Raw genomic sequence first — 20,862 nt, 5'->3', positions numbered from 1 at the left:
TTCATTGGAAAGGACACAGTATGCATATCATGATCGTGGGCGCCAGCCGGGGCCTGGGACGCGCGCTGGTGGACGGTTTGCTCGCTGACGGACATGCCGTCATCGGCGTATCGCGCCAGCAACCCGCCGACTTGCCTGCCGGCCAGGATACACAGCTGCAATGGATCGCGGCGGACCTGGCCGCACCCGCCGAGGCCGTCGAACGCATCGCGCGCGAAGCGCCGGCCACGCTGGACGCGGTGATCTACAACCTGGGCATATGGGAAGAGAAGGCCTTCAGCGACGACTATGCGTTCCTCGGCGATGCGGACGATACCATCGTCGACATGGTCAATACCAACATCACGGCGACCATTCTGCTGCTCAAGCGCCTGGTGCCGCGCTTGCTGGGCAGCAACAAGCCGCAGCTGATCCTCACGGGATCGACGTCCGGGCTGCGCCAGAGCGGCCGCCCGGAAGTGACGTTCAGCGCCTCGAAATTCGCCCTGAACGGCATCGCCGATGCCTTGCGTGAAGGTTTCCGCGCACAGGGGCTGGCCGTGACGGCGCTGCAACTCGGTTATCTGAATACCTACGATGGCTTGTCCGTGCCGCTGGCGGACGCCGCCGCGCGGGGCGAAGGCGAGCTGATCCCCGTGCATGACGTCGTCGCCGTCGTGCGCATGCTGCTGAACCTGTCGAATGCCTCGTTCGTGCGCGAACTGGTACTGCCGGCGTTGCGCGACGAGCGTTTCTAGCCGCTAGACGTCTGCGCCGTAGACTTCGGACCAGCCGAGACGCTCTTCCAGCCACTCATCCGCTTCGGACGAGTCCATGTGCAGCAGCAGGGCGCCCAGCCGCAGCTGGCCATTGGCCAGGGCCAGCACGGCGAACACGGATTCCAGCATGACGGGGTCGAGCTGGCCCTGCAGGTCGCGCGCGGCGATGGCGGGCAGTTGCGCCCAGGCATCGCGGTAGCTGTCGGCCAGCCAGTCCGGCAGAGGCGGATTGTGCTGGCGGTGGCGTTCCAGTTCGATCAGGGCGATGAGCGCATAAAAATCTTCCTCGCGGGACTCGGCGCCGCCCAGCAGGTGGACGAGCTGGGGCACGGCCGCATACGAGGCGACGCCCACGTCGCCCTGGTGGTGCAGCTCTTCCCACAGCTCATGCCAGACGTCTTCGCCCGCCTGCATGGCCTTGAGCGCCCCGGCCACGTCGTAAGGCATGCGGTAGCCGCCTTCCAGGGTGGGCCAGAGGGGATCGTCGAGTGATAGCAGCATGGGATTCCTTGATGATGGGCAGCGTTCGCTTGAGCAAACGCGCACTATACAAGCACTAAGCAAGCACCCGGCGCACGCAGCGCGCATAGCCGTCAAACGCGCGCGCATTCTGGTAGGCAACGCCCGTGTCGAAATCCTTGCACCAGACTTCGTCCTCGCTGTCGCCCGGTTCGCTCGACCAGTGCCAGTTGGGCCGGAACGCGTCTATCAAGGTCGCATACAGCAAGGTCTGCTCGCGCCGATCCGGCAAGCTGTGGCCGAGGCCGGCGGCCCAGTTGGATGCGGCTTGCCAGCAATGGTTCTCCAGCTCGCACTCGTCCGGCAGCAGGACCAGATGGTAATCGGGCGAGCCATCCCGGCCGAGGATCAGGCCGGCGTAGCGTTCGCCCTGCTGCAAGGGGACAGGCGCGGCGGCCGCTGGCGGCAGTTCGGCGCGGCGCACGGCGCAGGCGCGGCCGGCGTAGGTCTTGCGATAGTTGTACTGCGTGCCGTTGTCGAAATCGTGGCTCCAGGCCATGCGGGGCAGGATGGTGTCCGCTTCCGACGACCAGTACCAGGCATCCGGGAAAGCGTGGCGCAAGTTGGCGTGCAGCAAGGCCAGCTCACTGCGCGTCGGCAAACAGGCGCCGCGCGCCGCGGCCCAGTCCAGCGCGGCTTGCCAGGGCAGGGCATCGGCCTCGCCGGGCAGCAGGAATAGCTGGTAGCCGGCGGCACCGTCCTGGCCAGGCATCACGCCCGCGTAGCGCTCGCCGGCAGTGGCGCCCAGCACGCCCGGGCAATGCTCGAACCAGCCATCGTCTTCTTCCTGGGCAATAAACGCCGCGATCAGCGCCTGCTGTGCGGGCGGCACGGTGGCCAGCAAGGTGTTGAAGCAGCTAATTGCCGAGGCGTGGGGCGTGCCGGCACCGTTGGCGATGCCGACGAGAAAGTCGCCGGCCCAGTCGGGCAAGGTAGCGATCAGGCGCGGCAGTTCATGCAGCAGGGCGGTGCAATACGCGGTCTCGCCGAAACGCCAGGCGGCGCGGTTGGCCGTCTGGTAGGCGCCGTAGTCGTGTTCGGCTTGCACGGACTGAAAAATGGCCAGCGCGTAGTGCGCGCCCTCATCACCCGTCAGCGCGTCGAGCATGGCGCAGTAGCGCTGGAAGCGCCGCTGGGCTTCATGAGGCGGCGTGGACGTGTCGTCATCCTGGACGATATTGCCCACAATTAATAATTCGGTTTTCCAGAGGTCAAAGGCTGTCGGCATGGCTGTGGCTGGCGAGAGTGGCGGCGGACATGATTATGCCCGGCTCATTGGTGTTTCAGCGTGACAATTGAGCATGCTACAGTCCGCCTTTGCCGCCAGCCTGGCGCGGCCTTGCCTGGATCAAGTTGATGCCCACCTGGACTTCCCCGCCACAACTCGTCGCCCTCGCCGCCTTTTATGCGCGGGCGCAAGCCCATCCTGAAACGATCAGTGACGCTGTCTTCCTGGACAACGTGAAAAATGCCCACTGGCCCACCAACTGCTGGAGTTATGTGGAAGCGTCGTTCGCCATCATCGCGCCCGCCTGCCTGCTGCGTCCGCATCTGACCGCCGGGCTGATCGCCTTGCCCATCGACGCCATGATAGCGGGCGGCCTGGAGGATGCGGAGCAAATCATCGCGATTGGCCTGGCCTGCGCCACGCGCGACGCGCCGTATGTGGAGGTGAGCGAGGAGGGCAGGCGCTGGCTGACGCAGGTGTGGCCGGGACTGGGGGAGGTGGTCGAGACCGTGTTCCGGGCCAGGCTGCAGGCGGCGCTGGCCGATGACGAGGAATAAGTGAAAGTCTTCGTGTGGCTGAATTGGCTGCCTCAATATGCTGCATTATCAATCTTCGATAGAATATTCTGATTGCAATAATGTCGTTCAACCAAGTAAGTGTTATTGTCTCAATGAAACTTACTTGTGGATGAATATATGGAATTTGAAGAGTGGATGATTTCCGAAGGTCTTTCGACATCAACCGCAGAAAAATACAGGAGTGCGATTGCTGGCCCTTTGACAACCTGGGCGCGAATGCACAGAATCGTTGAGGCGGACTCTTTGTATGAAATTGCCGATACGGATATTTTTGCATCTATTTCTGAGAAAATCGTAATCACGCCGGAGTTCGAAGATCGAAATTTACGTGGCCATGGTATGTACGCCGCGGCGTTGCGGAAGTATGCGGATTTTCTTGGCGAAACCTTGGCGGGGACCATAGTTGCAAATGGCCACTTTTCGAAGCAGATTTCTGCATTAGAGGTGACAACTACTATACAGACGGAATTTTGCCCTAAGGATCAGAATGATGCTCGTAACAAGGTGCTTCGTGAGATCGTTGTGCGGCGTGGGCAGCCGAAATTTCGGAAAGAACTCATAGAAGTGTATGGTGCCAAATGTGCGATCACAGGATGTGGTGTTTTATCAATACTTGAAGCGGCCCACATCACACCCTATCTCGGTCCAGCTACAAATCTCAAGAAAAATGGCATCCTTCTTCGTGCAGACATCCATTCGCTATGGGATTTGGGATTGATTGCGATTCATCCGCACGACAATAGCATCGTTGTAAACGAAAGTATTGCAGATGAAACTTATCGAGTGTTGCAAGGAAAGACTCCTTTTGTGCCGCATGCTGAGGATAGTAAGCCGTCTGTTGCAGCAATTTATCAACAGTGGGAATTATTTCAGAATAAATCTGAATGAACGTATCAGTACGTCCTGAATGGTCGGCTTTGCTTTTGTTTAACCGCGATTCAGTTTTATCATTTCGTGCATCTGCTTGAACATATCCCTATGTTTCGAGCGCTGTCCTTTCAATCTTCTGCAGATCAGCATCTTGCACTCACGCAGCATCCTCAGCCTCTTGACCCAGGATGATGGTTTGCGTTAGGGTATACGTAACTACTTACATATATCTGCCCAACATGTCTTCCACCCTGCAAACCTACGGCTCCCTGATGCTGGCCAGCCGCCTGCGCCGTCTTTCCGATCAACTGTATGCGGGTGTCGATACCAGCTATCTGGCCGCCGGCGTCGAGCTGACGTCGCGCTGTTTCCCCTTGTTATTGCTGCTGCGCGACAACGGCCCCACGGCGATCACGGCCCTGGCCGCGCAGATTGGGCAGACGCATCCGGTGGTGGTGCAACTGGGGCGCAAGCTGCTCGATGCCGGCGTGGTGGCGGAGCTGCCGGACGCCAGGGATGAGCGGCGCCGCTTGCTGGCGCTGTCCGACGCCGGGCAAGCCTTGCTGCGCAACATGGCGCCCCTGTGGGACGACGTGCGCGCGGCCGTCGACGCCGTGTTCGAGCAGGGCACGCCGCAGCTGATGGCCAGTCTGGACCGGGCTGAAGCGCGGCTGCAGGCGCAAGGCTTCGGCGAAACGATCGCTGCCTGCCGGCGCCAGCGCGAACGGGCCGCAGTGGAGATTATCGCGTACGACGCCCAGTATGCGGCCGACTTCAAGCGCCTGAATATCGCCTGGCTGGAACGATACTTTTATGTCGAGGCGCTGGACGACAAGGTGCTGTCCGACCCGCAACGTTCGATCCTCGACGCTGGCGGGCAGATTTTCCTCGCCCGCCTCGATGGCAAGATCGTCGGCACGTGCGCGCTGATCCGCACCGGCGACACCAGCATCGAGCTGTCGAAGATGGCCGTCACGCCGGAATGCCAGGGACTGGGCATTGCGCGCCGGCTGATCGAGCGGGCCTTCGACGCCTTCGAGGCCAGCGGCGCGCAACTGCTGTTCCTGGAATCGAACAGCAAACTGGCGCCCGCCATCCGCCTGTACGAAAGCAGCGGTTTTACGCACGTGGCTCGGCCCGCCGGCGACGCCCATTACCAGCGCGCCGACGTCTACATGGAGTGGCAGGGCAGGTAGCACACGCCAGGGTGCCACGCGGCGCTCCCCATCGGCCGTCTCCCGCGTTACAATACGTGCTTCCATAACGGAACCGTGGTTCCACTATCGAGAGACGCCGACGCCGCATGCCTTCCTTCCCGATGCCCTTCCCGCAGTTGATCGTTCCACCCGAGCCCACCCAGGCGCGCAGCAAGCTGGCCTTCGAGCGCTTGCTGCTGGTGGGGGAACAGTTGCTGGCGGAAAACCGTTTCGATGAAATCGGCGTGGCCGACCTGGCCAAACTGGCGGAAACCTCGGTGGGCACGTTTTACCGTTTATTGGGCGACAAGGACACCCTGAGCCGCTTGCTGCTGCAGCGCTTTTTTTCCGATATGGTGGAAAAGGTCGAAACCCTGACGGAACTGCGCCAGTGGGAAGGGCGCAGCCTGGAAGCATTCATCCGCGCCATGGTGGCCATGTTCGTGGCCGTCAACACGGGCCGGCGCGGCGTGCTGCGCGCCCTGATCACGCGCTGTTCGCAGGATGCGCAATTCCGCGACAAGGTGCACCAGATTAACCATCTGATTTCGCAGCGCACGGTCGCCGTGCTGGCCAGCAAGTCCTCCAGCATCCGCCACCCGAACCCCACGCAGGCCATGATGGTAGTGCCGCCCGTGCTGCTGGGCATCCTGAACCAGCACGTTTTGTCGGGCTCGCTGTCCTTTTTGTCGGCGGCCGCGCTGGAAGATGAACTGGTGCGTGTTGCTTTAAATTACCTGACTTCAGATATTTAGCGATTTAACTTGAAATCGGAATTCTGATTCCGTATTATGTTTCCCAACAGCAGGAAAACATATTCCTGCACCTGAACACAAAGCATGTTCAACAGCAAGGAGACAGAATGCGGCGTCACACGACATCCGATGTTCCATTGCATTACCTCGACCTGGGCAGGGAGCAGGGCGAGCCTGCGCAGTCAGAGCCTATTTTCCTGCTGCACGGCCTCGGATCCTGCGCCGCAGACTGGCGCCCGCAGATCGACGCCCTCGGCGCAAGCTACCGTTTGATCGTGCCCGACCTGCGCGGCCATGGCGCCAGTCCCGCGCCCAACGGCGACTGGCAGATCGGCGACTTCGCCAACGACCTTTTCAATTTGATGGACCAGCTCGACGTGCCGCGCGCGCACATCGTCGGCTTTTCCCTGGGCGGCATGGTGGGCCTGGAAATGGCCAACCGCGCCCCAGGCCGGGTGGCCAGTTTGTGCCTGATCAACTCGCAACCGTTCCAGGGCAGCAAGCCGGCAGCGCTGCTGTTTGCCTACTGGCTGCGGCGCACGGTGATCGCCACCTTCGGCCTGAAAGCCATGGGCAAGATCATCGGCAAGAAACTGTTCCCCGAGCCGGCCCAGCAGTCCCTCGTCGAGCGCTTCGCCACGCAGATGGCGGGCATGGACAAGCGCGCCTACCTGGCCGCGCTCGATGCCATTTTCCACTGGGATATCGATATTCACTTCCAGGCCCTGGCCATGCCCGTCTTCATCATGGCGGCGGACCAGGATTACACGCCCGTCGCCAGCAAGCGGGCCTTTGCCGCACAGTTTCAGAAGTGCGAGATCGAGATTATCGCGAACTCGCGCCATGCCACGCCCCTGGACCAGGCGCAGCGTGTGAATACCTTGTTGCAGTCCTTCCTCGCCACACATTCAAAATAAACAGGCCACTCGCCGCACGGGCAGAGGCCGGGAAACAGTCATCGCAGGGCAGGTGCTCGCATTGCGCGCGCGGGTACCGCTACGTCTTGCGATTCTGGAATCCGGCCGTCTTCCCTGGTGGTAAGCAAGCCTGACATTGGAGACGCTATGAAACTTGCTTTGAAATTGATGCCCGCCGCCCTCGCCGTTGCCGGCGCCTTCAGCTTTTCCACCCTGGCCCTGGCGCAGGAAGCCGCCGCCAGCGCCCAAAGCGCCAGCGAAGCCAGCGACGCAAAAGAACGCATGGAAACCGTCACCGTTTCCGCCCGCCGCCGCGAAGAACGGCTGCAGGACGTGCCACTGGCCGTCACGGCGTTTTCCGCCAAGGCCCTGGAACGGGCGAATATCCAGAACCTGGCCGACTTGCAGGAGCGCGTGCCGAACCTGACCGTGTACGCCTCGCGCGGCACCAACACCACCCTGACGGCGTTTATCCGCGGCGTGGGCCAGGCCGACCCCGTCTGGGGCGTGGACCCGGGCGTGGGCATTTATTTTGACGACGTCTACATGGCGCGTCCCCAAGGCGCGCTGCTCGACGTGTTCGACGTGCAGCGCATCGAAGTGCTGCGCGGCCCGCAAGGCACCTTGTACGGCAAGAACACCATCGGCGGCGCCATCAAGTACATTTCGCGCCCCCTGGCGAAGGAAAACGGTGCCTCGGCGGAAGTGGGCATCGGTAATTACAACCAGCGCAACTTCAAGGCTGCCTTCAATGTGGCCAACGAGAGCGGCACCTGGCGCGCGCGCCTGGCCGCCGCCAAGCTGGACCGCGACGGTTTCGGCCGCAACACCTTCAATGGCGAACAGGTCAGCGACCAGGACAGCACGGCCGCGCGCCTGTCCGTCGGCTACTTTCCGCAAGATATCCCTTTGACCGTCGTGCTGAGCCTGGACGCCACGGACGACAAGTCGGGCGTGCGCGGCTTCCAGCGCATGGGCGTGAGCGCTTTCGACCCGCTCAAGCGGCCGGCCAGCAAGGATGCGTATGACATCCAGAGCGGCATGCCTGGCAACAACTTCACGCACAACCGTGGCGGCTCGCTGGTGGCCAACTACACCTTGTCGAACGACTGGTCGGTGAAAGTGATCGGCGCCAAGCGGCGCAGCACCTCCGAGCAAACCATCGACTTCGACGGCTTGCCGCAACCGATTGCCGACGTGTTCGGCGACTCGCGCGACGAGCAGAAAAGCCTGGAATTGCAGGCCTCGTACAGCGGCGACTATGGCGCCGGCGTGATCGGCCTGTACCGTTTCGAAGGCACGGCCGGCGGCGGCATCTACAATAACTTCCTGGGGCGCCAGTTCACGGCCGCCGTCAGCACGGTGGAAACGGACAGCACGGCGCTGTACACGGACTGGACCTGGCCGCTGGGCAAGGTGTGGAGCATCAATGCGGGCTTGCGCCACACGCGCGAGGAAAAGCGCGCCATCGTGCTCAACCGCTCTTTTGCCGACGTGGGCTTCACGCGGCCCATCCAGACGGCGGCCGACTTCGACAAGTCCTTGTCGGTGAGCAATACCTCGCCGAAAATTTCCGTGCGCTATGAAGCGTCGAAGACGACGAATTTCTACAGCAACCTGTCGCGCGGCTTCAAGTCGGGCGGCTACAACGTGCGCGCCAACAACCTGGTGGTGCCCGATTCCGCGCGCCCCTACAAGGATGAAAAACTCGACGCGCTGGAAGTGGGCATGAAATACGCGGCGCCGGACGATACCTTCGACGCCAACGTGGCCCTGTTTACCAACCGCTACAAGGATATTCAATTGTCCGTCTTCACCAGTTACGTGCAGCCGGGCGGCGTGCCGGGCTTCTATGGCGACTTCACGAATGCGGGCAAGGCGACGGTGAAAGGCGCCGAGTTCGAGTTTTCGTGGCGGCCCAACCGCCAGTGGGAAGTCAACGGTTTTCTGGCCTTGCTCGATGCCAACTATGACGAGTTCATGAGCGGCGGCAAGAACATTGCGGATACGCAAAAGTTCAGCAACACGCCAGCCCGGCAAGTGGGCTTGAATGTGACGCGCACGGACCGCGACGTGTTCGGCGGCGCCTTGCGCAGCATGCTCGGCTATGGCTACCGCAGCAAGGTCTACCCGACGACGGACTTGAGCGAAACCCTGGCGCAAGGCGGCTACAGCATCTGGACGGCCGGCGTCGTGTGGGAAGCGCCGAAGAACTGGACGTTCAGCTTGCATGGCAGCAACCTGGGCAACAAGCGCTACCGCACGGATGGCTACAATATTCCGGCCGTGTTCATCCTCGACGGTTTCTATGGTCCGCCGCGCCAGATCATCGCCAAGGCTGGCTACAAATTTTAAGGGGTGGTAGAAGCGCCGGTTTGATGTGTATCAAACCGGTTCGTTGTCGCTGTTTTCGTCCTTAATAATAATCAGGAGACTGGCATGGCACATCTGCATCAACAACTGCGTCAATTCTTATCTGCATGCATCGCCGCCTGCGGCTTGCTGGCCGCGCTGCCGGCTGCCGCCGGGCAGTGGGACTTCGGCCTGTACGCGAGCCTGTGGGGCTCGCGTGAATACCAGGTCTGGCTGCCGAGCAATTACAATCCGAACACGCCGCTGCCCGTCGTGCTGATGCTGCACGGCTGCGGTTCCGAGCCGAACAGCATGGCCGCCGTCAGCCGTTACAACCAACTGGCCGACAGCGAAAATTTCATCGTCGTCTATCCGCGCCAGAACGTCACGGCCAACCCCATGCGCTGCTGGAATTTCATGTTGCCGCTGAACCAGGAGCGGGGCACGGGCGAGCCGGCCGTGCTGATGGGCATCTTGAACAAGATCAAGAGCAAATATGCGGTGCAGGACAGCCGCGTGTACGTGACGGGCATCTCGGCCGGCGGCGCCATGGCCTCCATCATGGCCGCCTGTTACTCCGATGTGTTCGCCGCCGTGATGGTGCATTCGGGCGGCATGTACAAGGGCGCCACCGGTATGATTACGGCCGCCGATTCGCTGTTCAACGGCAGTTCCTTCGACCCGAAAGTACGGGGCAAGGATGCCTGGCGCTGCTCCGGTTCGCCGCGCCGGCTGATGCCGACGATGGTGTTCCACGGTACTTCCGACATCGTCGTCAACCCCGTCAACGGCGAACAAACCATCGAACAATTCCTGCAGACCAGTGATTATGGCGACGATGGCCTCGACAATGACAGCGTGCGCTACCGTGCGGACAGCATCGTGCGCCAGACGGTGCCGTACGGCCGCAGCTATTCCATCGATACGTATCTGCACAACGGCGCCGTCATCGCGCAAAAGTACACGGTCGAGGGCATGAACCACGCGTGGAGCGGCGGCCCACCGGGCTGGCCATTCAGCGATGAGCTGGGCCCGGACGCCACCGTGATCAGCTGGAATTTCTTCAAGAATTACCAGCGCTGATGCAGTAAGGCAATTTACAGCTTGTACAATGGGGCGCAGCAATTGCGCCCCATTTTTTATGCCTGTGAAAGATCCCATGCCTGCTTGCCGCCTCTTGTACTGTCTTGCCGCCGTATTGCTGTCCGCTTGCGCCGATGTCGTTCCGTCCGCGCCGTCGGTCGCCGACCTGCAAGCGTTCGAGCGTGCCGCCCAGCAAGACAGCATGCGCAGCGAGTGCGACTGGGACGTGCGTTATGCACCCGTCGCGTCACAGGACGCCAGCGTGGCGCAACTGCAGGCCATCGCCACGGCGCGCCTGGCGGCAATGCAACTTTCACCCGCCTGGACCCTGGCCATGCCCGGCAGCGAGGCGCACGCCTTTACGGACTCGGCGCAGGACCGCGCCGGGCTGCAATTGTTGCTCAGCATCGTCTTGCCGGCCATGGAACGCTACCCGGCCGGCGTCTTCGCGCGCACGGGCTTGCGCCACGTCGTGCTGGTGAAGGACTTGAGCGTGGAAGGCCAGCGCCGCCTGGCCATGCCGGCGCCGGAAATCGACAGCGTCGTCTACGCCGACAACCTGCTGGCCGCGATGTGTCCGTCCGGCATGGAGCTGCGCGTGCACCACGAGTATTACCACTTCATCGAATACCGGCTGTTCGACGATTTCTATTACCGCGACCCCGCCTGGCTGGCCCTGAACCCGCCCGGCACAGCCTATGGCCAGGGCGGCGCCACGGCCTATGGCAAGGGTTTCCAGAACCTGGGCCACCCGCAGCCCGGGCTGGTGAGCCTGTACGCGGCCTACGGCCCCGAGGAAGACAAGGCAGAAGTGTTCGGCTGGATGCTGACCCCCGCGTATGCGTTGCGGCTGCAGCAGTGGACGGCGTTTGATCCCGCCTTGCTGGCGAAGCGGCAATTGTTGATGGATGTATTGAGCAGCAAGACAGATTCTTACTAAATATCAAGTATTTCCTTGCTATCCCATGGCATTGTCGGTTCTCCAGCTTGACTAGATGCAAGTGCGAATGAGGAGAGCGCCATGGACGGTGATGAGTCGATATCGGGTGGCGAACGTCCCTTGCGCCTGCGCCTGGGTGTCTCGCCCAAGGTACCGGCCGGTGCGCTGATACCGCAGCGCGTCGCCGGAAGCGAGGCCATCTGTGGCGGCATCGAGTACCGCGTGCTGTGCGTCTCGACGCATGTGGACTTGCCGCTCAGTAGTTTGATTGCCTTGCCTGCCGCTATCGATATCGTCACCGACCAGGGGCAGCTGCGCAGCATCTGCGGCCTCGTCACGCAAGCCAGTGCGGGGGACTGCGATGGTGCGCTGGCCAGCTACCAGCTGGTACTGACGGACGCCTTCGCCATCATGGAAAAGCGCTGCAATACGCGCGTCTTCCGGCGTTTGACGGATATCGACATCGTCAAGACCTTGCTCGACGAATGGATACGCAGCAATACCGTGCTGGCGCATGCCTTCCAGTATGCGTTTGCCGACTTCTTCGAAGCACAGACGTATCCGCAACGCGAATTTGTCATGCAGCACAATGAGTCCGATGCGGCCTTCGTGCGGCGCCTGCTCAAGCGCAGCGGCGTCGCCTGGTTTTTTCGCGCGCAAGGCAATGCGGATGCGCATGCCGAGCCGGCACATACCCTGGTGCTGTTCAACCATGCCGATGGCTTGCGGAAAAACATGGCCGATACCGTGCGCTATCACGCGGACCGCGCGACGGAACAGCGCGATACGCTGACGTCGTGGAACGAAGTCCGCAAGTTGCAAGCGGGAAAAGTAACGCTGCATAGCTGGAACGAGGAACATCCACGCGCGCGGCCGTTCATGACTGCCGACGCCATGGGGCAGGGCCGGCAAGGCATGCATGGCAACGCCATTGCCGCCAGTCTCGATGATTACCGCGTGCTGCCGCCGCGAGCGGGGAGCGATCATGATGCCTTGTGCCAACTGGGCATGCTGGCCATGCAGCAGCATGACTACGAGATCCATTGCTTTCATGCCGAGGGCAGCGTGCGCGACCTGTGTCCGGGCGAATACTTTAGCCTGGCCGAGCATCCCGACGTCGACGCACTTCCGCCGGCCGAGCGCGATTTTGTCGTGACGGCGCTGCAGGTGGCGGCGCAGAATAATTTACCCAGGGAACTGGCTGCCAGGGTCGCGCGTCTGTTTGCGCGCAACCGCTGGCTGGCCGATGGCACGGCGTTGCTGCAGCGCGAGCTGGCGACGGCGGTGGACGATGGCCCCTTGCGCATGCATATCGAGCTGAGCGCCGTGCGGCGCGGCGTGGCCATCGTCCCTGCCTATGATACGCGTAGCGATTTGCCGCATGTCGCCATGCAGAGCGCCGTGGTGGTGGGGCCGGCGAATGAAGAAGTTCATTGCGACGCCATGGGCCGGGTCAAGGTGCGCTTTCCCGCCACGCGCAAGCTGGACCATGAGCACGCCGGCGGCACGGGCGCCTCCGACACGGATGCCGATTCAGCCTGGGTAAGAGTCGCGTCCAGCTGGGCGGGCAACGGACCTGGCAGCATGCAGCAATGCGGCTATCTGGGCTTGCCCCGCGTGGGCAGCGAAGTCTTGCTGGCTTTCCTGGGCGGCGACCCGGACCGGCCCATCATCGTGGGGCAGCTGTACAACCACAGTGCGTTGCCGATTGCTTTGAGCAAGGCGGGCGACTTGCCGGGCAACCGCTATTTGTCCGGTATCAAGAGCCGCGAGATCAAGGGCACGCGTGGCAACCAGCTGCGCTTTGACGATGTGCAGGGGCAAATCAATGCCCAGCTTGCCAGCGACCATGGTTCCACCCAGCTCAACCTGGGCTGGCTGACGCAGGACCGGCGCAATGGCCAGGGCGAGGCGCGCGGCGAGGGCGCCGAGCTGCGTACCGATGAGCAACTGGCGATGCGGGCGGGCAAGGGCATGCTGCTCTCCGCCTGGAAGCGCCTGAATGGCGACGGCGGGCACATGGCGCGCAGCGAATATCTGGGGCTGATGGAAAATTGCCTGGAATTGTTTCGCTCGCTGGGCAGCTATGCTGCCACGCATCAGGCACTGGAGAATGCGGATGAAGCGCAGCAGGAGTTGCAGCACAGCTTGAAAAGCTGGGAAGGTGGCAGCAATACGCAGCCCCGTGCCGAGCTGGGCGGTGCGGCGGCGATTGCCGTCACGGCGCCCGCCGGCATCAGCTTTGCCAGTTCGAAGGCCATCGTCAGCTATGCCGTCAGCAATATCGATACGGTGGCGCAGCAGCATCTGCAAGCGGTGGCGGGCCAGCGCTACAGCGTGAACGCAGGCAAGGGCATCTCGCTGTTTGCCCATGCGGATGGCATCCGCGCCATCGCCCACCATGGCAAGTTCTTGCTGCAAAGCCAGCATGACGACATGGACCTTAACGCGGCGAAAAATTTGAAGCTCACCGCCAGCGAGGGAAAGCTGACGGGCATGGCCGATGAAATCGTGCTGATTTCCAAGCATGGCGCGTTCATCCGCATCGGCGACGGCATCACCTTTGGCAGCAAGTCGCCGCTGAACTTCAATGCGCCCAATTTCGTCTTCAATGACCCGCAGAGCATGGCAGTGCAATTGCCAAGCTTTGCCGAGGGCAAGGCCGACCAGCAATTCATTTTTCAATATGAGGGCGACGACAGTCCCGCCGATGGCGTGCCGCCAGCTCCCCAGCTGGCGCCGCAAGCCCAGTTTGCCGTGAAGCTGGAGGATGGCTCGTCGGCCGATGGCCGCAGCGACGGGGACGGCAAGACGGAGGTACTGGAGCGCGCGGCCATGCACCTGGCCGCCATCGAAGTGTTCAACAACAAGGATTGATGACGCCAGGAGAGTGCGATGGGCAGCTATCCGAAATTGCCGTACGTGGTGGGCGAAGACGTGACGCTCCTGCATTGCGAACGCACCGTCTGCAAGAAGGTGAAAATACGCCGCAACCTGCCGGGCAATATCATCGTTATTCACGGCGTCAACGATGTGGGCGTCAGCTACAAGGCGCTGGAAGATGGACTGTGCGAGGGATTGAAGCAAAGGCTGGGGCGCGGCTTTACGCCAGCTTCTTACCGCATGCCCGTGGCGGCGGATAAGGACAAGCTGGAAGATGATCCCGACGCCGTCTTTTTCAAGCGCACGATCGCCAAGGATACCAACAGCCCCGTGATTCCGTTTTACTGGGGCTACCGCGAAGTTGAAGGTAAGACGACTACCATCCATGGTCAGTTCGTCGACCGTTACGGCAACCGGCTAGACAAGGATCTGTCCAAGGAAGGCGGGCCGTTCGGCAACGCCACCAGCAGTTTGCCCGACATGTGGCGCAGGGGTATTTATGCACCTGGCGATCCCATGGGTGATGCCTTGCGTCCGCTGAAGACGGCGCCTGGCCGCATGTATATGGTGCTGGCGGCCCAGCGCCTGGCAGCACTGATTTCCATGATCCGCGATTACGACGCCCAGGATACCGTCAGCATCGTTGCGCACAGCCAGGGCTGTCTGCTGTCGCTGCTGGCGCAAGCCATGCTGATGGAAAAGGGGCTGGCGCCGGCCGATAATTTGATACTCACGCATCCGCCATACAGCCTGGTGGAAAATATTCCCTTTCTGCTGAGGAAGGCGAGCGGACTCGATGGTGGCGAGGATGCGGCGATGCGGGCGCACTATCATCTACTCGACGGTGTTCAGACGCTGGCCGCGCGCCTGCAGACGCTTGTCAATATTGTTGCTGGGGTAGCGAAAGGGAATGGACAACCCTGCGTTCCGTTATTTACGGAGTTGAATGGTGATCAGCATCGCGGTATGGTCGGCGCCAGTTGGAGCAATGTAGCGGATCGAGATAACCGCAGGAAAGTATATCTGTATTTTTGTCCCGAAGACATGACTGTGGCGCTCGATAACATTCAGGGAATTGGCTGGGATGGCGTACCCGATTTTGTAACAGGAACCGAGGTGAAGTCCGAAGAGGAAATTTATGCTTATGGAGGAAGAAATTACTCCACTGGTCGCTTTCATAATCGGGGTACTGAACAAGTACGAAAAGCACTCTCCGAATTGGGAACCAGGTTTTATCAACGGGTGTTCAGTAACAAGATACGTCTCGATCCAGGCACTGGAAAGAAGGCAGTGTCTCTTGTCGGCATGCCACCACCCCATGATTACCCATTGTGCCTGGAAAAAGAAGACGAACATGCACATGTGGAGGCATCTGTACGCGGCAACCGGGGTACGCACAAGGCAGTCGCATGGCCCATCAAGACCAAGCTGAAACCTGTCGAGCAGCGAAACGGTATACGCACAATTACTGGTGAAGCATTGCGCAAGCCTGTTCCTGCAGACCTGCGCGGCACCTCGCAAATTGACCCGGCAGACATACCCCGCGATTCAATAATGCATGGTAGAGCGAAGAAGGATGAGGGGCCGACGGAAGCGGTGGATCCTAACGACGCGGCAACGGCAATTGCCAGCGGTCGCGGCCTGATCAGTAAATCGGAAGAGCGTCCGGATCCTTCTGGTTATCGCAAGTTTCCAGAGAGTGTTGAGGCCTTACGCGAAACCGAATTACAAAAGATGACGGTGGCCTATAACAAGGAACAGAAGCTGGATGACAAAGGCCCGTTGGCACAACGCAAGGTGATTTCTGCGACGAGGGACAAGAAAGGCAATGTATGGGCAAATATCCAGGAAAGCCCTAACGAAGCACGTCTGCGTTGGCAACACGAGGTCAGTGCCAAATCCTTTCACAGTTCGATTATTGGCAACGTGAAGAATCATAGCCAGGTGACGGCGTATGACGTTGCCATAGGTAGTGGCAAGGCCAGCTCTGATCCGCAGTTCTACGAGTACTTATGTGCTGTGGCGGATTGGCGAGTGAAGGATTTGAAGACTAATGATAAAGGGCGTAAAGGAATGCTGATAAAGGAAAAATTCTTATCTGATTTTGCAGCATATTTATCCGTAGAACCTGCATGGAGAAGTGCTGCGATCAATGGCGGTATGGACTATTACAACACTGGAATTCTGCCCGCAGGACTTCCATTGTTATCGGGTGCTTTATGGAAGATCGTTGTGTCACAAACAAAAGACATGAAGATAGTGACTGAAAAATAATTGGATGGTCTAGGACTCGTCGAAAAACTTGTTTGGACCGATGATCTTTTCTCCTGAATAGTAGACCAAAAAGGTGAAAGCTATGATGACGCTTCGTTGGTTGGGAATATCAATAGTTATTGTAATTTTATTTTTTGGCTTGTTATGGCTAGGTGCTTTGTCGAAGAGCCAGGCGCGTGAAATTGCATTACAGGTTCAGGAAAAACAGCCAAGGAAACCGGTGGAGCCACGGCAAGAGTATGTGCTGGAAGTAATCGGATTAGGTGTGACGCTGGACAAGTATCGGCAGGGTAAATTGTGGGGAGCCTTGCAAAAAGGAAGTCCTTACACGAGCATACGCGAACAAGATCCCAAGAAGTATCCCTGGACGGGTAATGACAAGGATGGCGACGGTGGTAGCAGAGCCTACGATGCACTGGAAAATGGCATCAATTTCACTCCGATGTATTGGAACCTGCCTTCGTTTTATGCTGGAACGCCCATTCTTGACCCGGCTGCACAACCGAGCTTGATAGAGCCGATGGCGGGACTTGTGGCTGGCGCTGGTACGGGGGGCATGCCCTTGCATCTATTTTCCGTGGCTTCCTGGAAGCTGGATGAACATCCCGACCAATTGCTGATTGATGTGTTTGATTTTTTCGATAGGCATCCTGACGTACCTTACGTCGCCTTACACTCCGAGGATAGCGTTGGCACGCGGGATGGCAACCGGAAGCCAGGAACTGCAAGAAAATTGGTAAACGGGTATTTCATTCCGGATATGCCTGATGCCACGGCGGTGTTCATCCTGGCACGCCGCGAACGAATAGAACCGTTGCGTCCTTTTGTATGGGATGACCCGGAGAATAAATTCGTCCAAGAAAAACTGCGGGCCATGTATTACAACGTCATGCAGTCGTTGCCTTCACGCGCGAAACAGCTGCGACCTGAAGCCTTCAGCGAGCGTCAACCCACCGTCGCCGAATGGCTCGCCGCTGCCGCCTCTTTCGCCCAGCGGCCCGATATCCGTGGCGTGGGCTTGCATACCTTCGACAAGCTCAATCTCTGGGAAAATCGTCCGCCGCGCGACTGGAAGCCGACGCCGTGGTTTCCCATTCCGTGGAACCGGGAGCAGATGGAAACCTTTGACCGCCTGCCTTCGTTCGGTTTCGTGCACCGCCCCGTATTCGTCAAGTTCGCGGATGAGGAAGGCAAGCCCGTCACGCGGCGCGATGCGCGCCAGAAGATATTCAATGCAGGCTGGCAGCAGGCGCTGCAGACCTTGCCACAAGCCGAGCGCGGCAAGGGGCCTTCGCGTATCGTGGCCGGTACGGGAAACCAGCCGGAACAGTCGCTGATGTTGGAAAGCATGCTGCATGACTATGCGGCACAGGGCGGCCCCGAAATCGACAGTAGCAAGAGCGCGCAGTTCATCAATACCGATCTTCGCCTGGGCAACACGGGCGCGGCCACGTGGTTCATGCAGATGGCGATCGGCGTGATGGGAAGCTATCGCGATGGGGGCGCCAGTGCGGCGATTAATTTACGCGACAGCAATGAGGCCAGCATCATTTTTATTACGCCGCCATCGGATGCCAAACGCCAGCAGCAGGATGCCAATGGCGACATCTTCCGCAGCCGCATCACGCCAGCCGTCGATCCGGCCAACTACGCGGCGCCATCGGTGGAAGCCATCCTGGAAAGTCAGGCTGGGCAATAATTCTGGAGGCAGCATGCGCAAAGTCATCCGCTTGGGCGACGCCACGTCGCATGGCGGCAAGGTACTCAGTTGTGCCGCCACGCACTTTACGGTCAATGGTATTGCTGTCGCCTGTGTCGGGGACTTGTGCAGCTGCCCCATCAAGGGACATCAAGGCTGCAAGATTGCCAGCGGCTCGTCCCGGCATAACATCAACGGCATCGCTATCGCCTTCGAAGGCGATACCACCACTTGCGGCGCCAGGCTGTTGGCTGGCGGCGTCAACTTCCGGACCTCCTGACAGCCTGTCCGCCTGGCATTTCCTGGTAACTATATAATCGGCGCTTGGGCGATACCCGCCCCTGAACGTCGATTGAAGGAATGCCATGCCAGGATATTTCATGCGCTCTGTCGCGCTTTTTACCGTATCGGCCGTCTGCATCTCCGCCAGTGCCGCCGAGGCGGTGGCGGTGGATGCGCCGCAGCGTGCGTCCTTGCTGGATTTTTATGCGCAGCAATATCCGGGCGAACCGGCTGCGCGCACCGTGTTCGAAAGCGTGCCCATCGTGGGGGGACGTGGCAGCGAAGTGGTGGGCAGCGTGGAAACGCCGCCGTATCGCGGTCATGGCGCGCTGTGCCGGACGCAGCGCACCAAGTTCGTGCTGCACGGCGAAGGCAAGCAGGCGCGCTGGCAGGAGGCGGGCATGGAGTATTACGCCTGGCTCGACCGTGGCACCTGCCGCGCGGTGGCCGAACCCGTGCGCATGCTGCAACGGATTCCCGATGTGGAACTGGAAGGCGTGTTGCTGTACCAGAAGCCGCTGCTGGAGCGGGCGCGATTATTGATGGCGGGTAACACTGCCTGCGCGCCGCTACGGGCGCTGAAATTTACGCTGGCGGCCGTCGACGTGGGCGCCGCCGCCCCGCGCGCCGAAGAGCGCTATGCGCTCGTGTTCAAGAGCGACCGCGACAGCTACGCCCGCGTCTGGCTGCGCAAGAGCGGCGCCCAGTATGACGCCTGGAATGTGACTTGCCCGCCAGTGCTGTAAGCTGCGCTCCCTCGATTTATTTTTTGACTGTTGCAACCATGAACGAAAATTCCACTTCCGCCCGCAGCTGGGGCACCATCGTCACGCATAGCGACGAGATGGCCATCATCTACCGCTATGTCGACGCCTTCCATGACGACTGGGACCTGTCGTCGCAGCCGGACCGCATCATCATCGCCTGGCGTTATGAAGATGAAACAGGCATGCCCGCGCCGAACGAGCGCGAGCACATGGAAGAGCTGGAAGCGGCGCTGGCGCCCGTGGTGGAAGAAGAAGGCTTCGCTACGCTGGCGCTGGTATCGACGGGTGAAAACTTGCGTGAATGGATTTATTACACGCAGTCGGGCGAAGAATTCTTCAATCGCCTGAACACGGCGCTGGCCTCGCGCCCGAAATTTCCGATTGAAATCCGCAGCGCGGCCGACCCCGCCTGGTCGACGTATGCAGGTTTCATGGCGGCATTGCCGAAGTAATTACGCCAGCGCGGCCGTCACGATGCGCGTGGCGGCCGTGATGATGTCCTGGTTGGTGTCCGCGTTTTTCTGTTCGCGCGTGTAGTACACGGCGATGAGCAGCGGCGCGCCGCTGGGCGGGTAGGCCACGCCGATGTCGTTGACGCTGCCATACGCGCCCGAGCCCGTTTTATCCGCCACTTGCCAGCCGGCCGGCACGCCGGCGCGGATGCGCTTGTCGCCCGTCGTGTTGCCGCGCATCCAGGCGTCCAGTTGCTGGCGCTGCGGCGCCGGCAAACTATTTCCCAATAACAATTGCTGCAAGCTGTGCGCCATGGACGCGGGACTGGCCGTGTCGCGCAGGTCGCCGGGGATGGCGCTATTTAATTCTGTTTCCCAGCGTTCCAGCTGGAACACCGTATTGCCGATGCTGCGCGCAAACGCCGTCACGGCTTGCGGCCCGCCTAATATTGTCATCAGGAAATTGGCCGCGCTATTGTCGCTGTACTGCAAGGTGGCGGCGCACAGGTCGGCCACGCTCATGCCGTCGGCCAGATGCTTTTCCGTGATGGGCGAATACGTGACCAGTTCCTTTTTTTTGTAACGCACGTGCTGGTCCAGCAAGCCCGGCTGGCTGACGCTGCGGGCCAGCACGGCGCCTGCCAGCATGGCCTTGAAGGTGCTGGCCAGGGGAAAGCGTTCATCGGCGCGGTAGGCAACGCGCAGCTCGCTGCCCTGGCGCCAGGCGGCAACGCCGAGGCGTCCGCCTGCGGCCTGTTCCAGCGCGGCCAGCTGCGTGTGGGCGGCGGCGATGCCGGTGGCGGGCGCGGCAAACAGCAGCGGCGTTGGGCACAGCAGGGCAGCGCCGCTGGCCAGCAGGAGGTGGCGGCGGACGTGGTTCGTGGAGTCAGTCATGGTCTGTAGGTATTTTCGGAGTGGAAAGGGCGGCCAGCAGTTCGCCGATGGCGAGCAGGTTGGCCGGTTTGGTCAGATGGTGGTCGAAGCCGGCCGCGCTCGACTGGCTGCGGTCGTTTTCGGCGCCCCAGCCCGTCAATGCGACGAGCACGACGCTGGCGCCGGCCGGTATCCGGCGCAGCGCGCGCGCCACTTCGTAGCCGTTCATGCCGGGCAAGCCGATGTCGAGGAAGATGATGTCTGGCAAGAATTGCGGCGCCACGGCCAGCGCTTGCGCGCCGTCGTGGGCCACTTGCGTGGCATGGCCCATCATGTCGAGCACGGCGGCGAGGGTATCGGCCGCATCGATGTTGTCGTCGACCACCAGTACGCGGAAATGGCGGCCGCTGGCGGCGGGGGCGGGCGCGTCCGGTGC

Annotated in this window: 19 protein-coding genes; 15 read left to right on the top strand and 4 right to left on the bottom strand. The window is 60.9% G+C overall.

The genetic code is table 11. From position 1 onward, the window contains the following. Nucleotides 1-20: 20 nt before the first annotated feature. Nucleotides 21-737: an SDR family oxidoreductase gene (locus AC07X6_RS11080; RefSeq protein ID WP_494790993.1), complete on the top strand. Its 717-nt coding sequence runs from the start codon at nucleotides 21-23 to the stop codon at nucleotides 735-737. Nucleotides 738-740: 3 nt separating this feature from the next. Here AC07X6_RS11080 and AC07X6_RS11075 read toward each other — a convergent pair whose 3' ends face one another. Together AC07X6_RS11075 and AC07X6_RS11070 are read right to left on the bottom strand one after the other, a co-directional pair. Beyond that, nucleotides 741-1,259, bottom strand: a complete 519-nt coding sequence (locus tag AC07X6_RS11075) for a hypothetical protein (protein ID WP_494790992.1) — start codon at nucleotides 1,257-1,259, stop codon at nucleotides 741-743. 55 nt (nucleotides 1,260-1,314) lie between these two features. Beyond that, nucleotides 1,315-2,505, bottom strand: coding sequence for an Lcl C-terminal domain-containing protein (locus tag AC07X6_RS11070; RefSeq protein ID WP_494790991.1), 1,191 nt, complete (start codon nucleotides 2,503-2,505; stop codon nucleotides 1,315-1,317). Between the two features lie 128 nt (nucleotides 2,506-2,633). Between AC07X6_RS11070 and AC07X6_RS11065 the strand changes: the two genes are divergently transcribed. The 14 genes from AC07X6_RS11065 to AC07X6_RS11000 all read left to right on the top strand — a co-directional run bounded on the left by AC07X6_RS11065 (nucleotide 2,634) and on the right by AC07X6_RS11000 (nucleotide 19,553). Continuing rightward, nucleotides 2,634-3,062: a hypothetical protein gene (locus tag AC07X6_RS11065; RefSeq protein WP_494790990.1), complete on the top strand. Its 429-nt coding sequence runs from the start codon at nucleotides 2,634-2,636 to the stop codon at nucleotides 3,060-3,062. Between the two features lie 138 nt (nucleotides 3,063-3,200). Further along, entirely contained in the window at nucleotides 3,201-3,971 is a 771-nt protein-coding gene (locus AC07X6_RS11060; RefSeq protein WP_494790989.1) for an HNH endonuclease, read from the top strand. Between the two features lie 221 nt (nucleotides 3,972-4,192). After that, nucleotides 4,193-5,149 carry a bifunctional helix-turn-helix transcriptional regulator/GNAT family N-acetyltransferase gene (locus AC07X6_RS11055; protein WP_494790988.1) on the top strand — a complete coding sequence of 319 codons (957 nt, stop codon included), beginning with the start codon at nucleotides 4,193-4,195 and terminating at the stop codon, nucleotides 5,147-5,149. Nucleotides 5,150-5,256: 107 nt separating this feature from the next. Next, on the top strand, nucleotides 5,257-5,904 hold the full coding sequence (locus AC07X6_RS11050) for a TetR/AcrR family transcriptional regulator (RefSeq protein WP_474295080.1): 648 nt from the start codon (nucleotides 5,257-5,259) through the stop codon (nucleotides 5,902-5,904). A gap of 107 nt (nucleotides 5,905-6,011) precedes the next feature. Continuing rightward, complete coding sequence (locus tag AC07X6_RS11045; protein ID WP_494790987.1) at nucleotides 6,012-6,821, top strand: alpha/beta fold hydrolase; 810 nt, start codon at nucleotides 6,012-6,014, stop codon at nucleotides 6,819-6,821. A gap of 147 nt (nucleotides 6,822-6,968) precedes the next feature. Next, nucleotides 6,969-9,176: a TonB-dependent receptor gene (locus tag AC07X6_RS11040; RefSeq protein ID WP_494790986.1), complete on the top strand. Its 2,208-nt coding sequence runs from the start codon at nucleotides 6,969-6,971 to the stop codon at nucleotides 9,174-9,176. 84 nt (nucleotides 9,177-9,260) lie between these two features. After that, entirely contained in the window at nucleotides 9,261-10,256 is a 996-nt protein-coding gene (locus AC07X6_RS11035; protein WP_494790985.1) for an extracellular catalytic domain type 1 short-chain-length polyhydroxyalkanoate depolymerase, read from the top strand. A gap of 76 nt (nucleotides 10,257-10,332) precedes the next feature. Continuing rightward, on the top strand, nucleotides 10,333-11,196 hold the full coding sequence (locus tag AC07X6_RS11030) for a hypothetical protein (protein WP_494790984.1): 864 nt from the start codon (nucleotides 10,333-10,335) through the stop codon (nucleotides 11,194-11,196). Between the two features lie 81 nt (nucleotides 11,197-11,277). Next, entirely contained in the window at nucleotides 11,278-14,073 is a 2,796-nt protein-coding gene (locus AC07X6_RS11025) for a type VI secretion system Vgr family protein (protein WP_494790983.1), read from the top strand. A gap of 18 nt (nucleotides 14,074-14,091) precedes the next feature. Next, on the top strand, nucleotides 14,092-16,353 hold the full coding sequence (locus AC07X6_RS11020) for a T6SS effector phospholipase Tle3 domain-containing protein (RefSeq protein WP_494790982.1): 2,262 nt from the start codon (nucleotides 14,092-14,094) through the stop codon (nucleotides 16,351-16,353). Between the two features lie 82 nt (nucleotides 16,354-16,435). Next, a complete protein-coding gene (locus AC07X6_RS11015) occupies nucleotides 16,436-18,052 on the top strand; it encodes a type VI lipase adapter Tla3 domain-containing protein (protein WP_494790981.1) in 1,617 nt (538 codons plus the stop codon). Nucleotides 18,053-18,065: 13 nt separating this feature from the next. After that, a complete protein-coding gene (locus AC07X6_RS11010) occupies nucleotides 18,066-18,332 on the top strand; it encodes a PAAR domain-containing protein (RefSeq protein ID WP_494790980.1) in 267 nt (88 codons plus the stop codon). 100 nt (nucleotides 18,333-18,432) lie between these two features. Then, the gene (locus AC07X6_RS11005; RefSeq protein ID WP_474295096.1) at nucleotides 18,433-19,080 is read left to right on the top strand and encodes a hypothetical protein; all 648 of its coding nucleotides are present in this window, start codon (nucleotides 18,433-18,435) and stop codon (nucleotides 19,078-19,080) included. Between the two features lie 38 nt (nucleotides 19,081-19,118). Continuing rightward, a complete protein-coding gene (locus AC07X6_RS11000; protein WP_494790979.1) occupies nucleotides 19,119-19,553 on the top strand; it encodes a DUF695 domain-containing protein in 435 nt (144 codons plus the stop codon). Here AC07X6_RS11000 and bla read toward each other — a convergent pair whose 3' ends face one another. Beyond that, nucleotides 19,554-20,447 (bottom strand): class A beta-lactamase, encoded by an 894-nt coding sequence (gene bla, locus AC07X6_RS10995; RefSeq protein WP_494790978.1) that lies wholly within the window; start codon nucleotides 20,445-20,447, stop codon nucleotides 19,554-19,556. After that, a partial coding sequence (locus tag AC07X6_RS10990; protein ID WP_494790977.1) for a response regulator occupies nucleotides 20,440-20,862 on the bottom strand: 423 nt, incomplete at its 5' end. The genes bla and AC07X6_RS10990, both read right to left, overlap by 8 nt.

It is taken from the genome of Janthinobacterium sp. GW460-12-1-14-LB5 (genome assembly GCF_059423585.1).
This window is presented reverse-complemented; position numbering and strand designations above follow the sequence as displayed.

Coding starts and splice junctions, on each gene's coding strand:
- AC07X6_RS11080 (WP_494790993.1), top strand. CDS start 21: ATGCATATCATGATCGTGGGCGCCAGCCGGGGCCTGGGACGCGCGCTG.
- AC07X6_RS11075 (WP_494790992.1), bottom strand. CDS start 1,259: ATGCTGCTATCACTCGACGATCCCCTCTGGCCCACCCTGGAAGGCGGC.
- AC07X6_RS11070 (WP_494790991.1), bottom strand. CDS start 2,505: ATGCCGACAGCCTTTGACCTCTGGAAAACCGAATTATTAATTGTGGGC.
- AC07X6_RS11065 (WP_494790990.1), top strand. CDS start 2,634: ATGCCCACCTGGACTTCCCCGCCACAACTCGTCGCCCTCGCCGCCTTT.
- AC07X6_RS11060 (WP_494790989.1), top strand. CDS start 3,201: ATGGAATTTGAAGAGTGGATGATTTCCGAAGGTCTTTCGACATCAACC.
- AC07X6_RS11055 (WP_494790988.1), top strand. CDS start 4,193: ATGTCTTCCACCCTGCAAACCTACGGCTCCCTGATGCTGGCCAGCCGC.
- AC07X6_RS11050 (WP_474295080.1), top strand. CDS start 5,257: ATGCCTTCCTTCCCGATGCCCTTCCCGCAGTTGATCGTTCCACCCGAG.
- AC07X6_RS11045 (WP_494790987.1), top strand. CDS start 6,012: ATGCGGCGTCACACGACATCCGATGTTCCATTGCATTACCTCGACCTG.
- AC07X6_RS11040 (WP_494790986.1), top strand. CDS start 6,969: ATGAAACTTGCTTTGAAATTGATGCCCGCCGCCCTCGCCGTTGCCGGC.
- AC07X6_RS11035 (WP_494790985.1), top strand. CDS start 9,261: ATGGCACATCTGCATCAACAACTGCGTCAATTCTTATCTGCATGCATC.
- AC07X6_RS11030 (WP_494790984.1), top strand. CDS start 10,333: ATGCCTGCTTGCCGCCTCTTGTACTGTCTTGCCGCCGTATTGCTGTCC.
- AC07X6_RS11025 (WP_494790983.1), top strand. CDS start 11,278: ATGGACGGTGATGAGTCGATATCGGGTGGCGAACGTCCCTTGCGCCTG.
- AC07X6_RS11020 (WP_494790982.1), top strand. CDS start 14,092: ATGGGCAGCTATCCGAAATTGCCGTACGTGGTGGGCGAAGACGTGACG.
- AC07X6_RS11015 (WP_494790981.1), top strand. CDS start 16,436: ATGATGACGCTTCGTTGGTTGGGAATATCAATAGTTATTGTAATTTTA.
- AC07X6_RS11010 (WP_494790980.1), top strand. CDS start 18,066: ATGCGCAAAGTCATCCGCTTGGGCGACGCCACGTCGCATGGCGGCAAG.
- AC07X6_RS11005 (WP_474295096.1), top strand. CDS start 18,433: ATGCGCTCTGTCGCGCTTTTTACCGTATCGGCCGTCTGCATCTCCGCC.
- AC07X6_RS11000 (WP_494790979.1), top strand. CDS start 19,119: ATGAACGAAAATTCCACTTCCGCCCGCAGCTGGGGCACCATCGTCACG.
- bla (WP_494790978.1), bottom strand. CDS start 20,447: ATGACTGACTCCACGAACCACGTCCGCCGCCACCTCCTGCTGGCCAGC.